The organism is Halorubrum salsamenti (genome assembly GCF_007671685.1).
Classification (GTDB): Archaea; Halobacteriota; Halobacteria; order Halobacteriales; family Haloferacaceae; genus Halorubrum; species Halorubrum salsamenti.
Genome location: NZ_VCNL01000021.1, coordinates 1 through 1,064 on the forward strand (window position 1 = coordinate 1; position 1,064 = coordinate 1,064).

Annotated in this window: 1 protein-coding gene; it reads left to right on the forward strand. The window is 55.8% G+C overall.

Features of this window, described 5'->3' with window-relative positions:
• Nucleotides 1-49 precede the first annotated feature (49 nt).
• Entirely contained in the window at nucleotides 50-1,042 is a 993-nt protein-coding gene (locus tag FGL94_RS18095) for a transposase (protein WP_144928157.1), read from the forward strand.
• The last annotated feature ends 22 nt before the right edge of the window (nucleotides 1,043-1,064 follow it).

Here is a 1,064-nt window from a genome sequence, read left to right on the forward strand (position 1 = left end):
GAGCGTGTCATAGAAAGCGTCACGTACGAAGCAGCAGGGTGCGAAAAGTGTGTCCAACACCAGCGCAACCCTGCAAGACGTAGCTTCGGTAGACGACTTCTTGAATGCGGCGGCTACCGAGACAGTACCGCTGTTTGAATACCTTGAATTCCAGTTTCTGAGAGAGTACGACGTGTTCGCCCCCTCGAAGCGGGGGCGAACACGAGTTCACCAGCCACCAGCCCTCTTTTGCGGCTTTCTACACTGCTACTACAAGGATATCTACGGCACACGTCCGGTTGCACGAGAACTCCAGCACGGCCTCGTCTGGTACTACTGTGGACTCGACAAACCGCCGTCTAGGGACACGGTTGACCGCTTTCTCACCGATCTCGAACACGTTATCGACGATATCTTCAACAGGCTCATCGAGCAGGCCGCCGCCCGCGGCCTGCTCGACTCCACGTACTCTATCGATTCGACACACATCGAGGCGATCCAATACAACGACGCCGCCTCGTGGAACTATGATCCAACTGCCGAGGAGTACTACTACGGCTTCGGCTGTACGATCGTCTCAACCGGGTCAAAGATTCCGATTGCGGCGGAATTCACACAGGCCAAACAAGCAGACAAAGAGACGGCGATGCGCGTCACACGTGACGCGCTCGCCGTCGAAACTCCGATCTGGATGCTTGGAGATAGCGCCTACGACATCCTTGATTGGCACGATCACCTACTGGCCGCAGGGGTCGTGCCAATCGCTCCATACAATCCGCGAAACACTGATGACCCGAAAAATATCGAGTACAGGGTCGAAGACCGAATCGAGGAACACAGCGAGGACGTTCAGCTGAAACAATCCATCTTAGACGAGACGTACAACAACCGGACAGGAGTGGAACGAACCAACGACGCAGTCAAGGACTGCGGCCTCGGGCACGTCCGCGCCCGAGGCCGCGTCCATGCACGAACAGAAGTGTTCCTTGCACTGTGTCTCCGACTCGTCATTGCAATCACCAACTACGAGCGAGGAAACGAACCGGGCTGTGAGATGCTATGAGTTGGATTCTATGACACGCTCT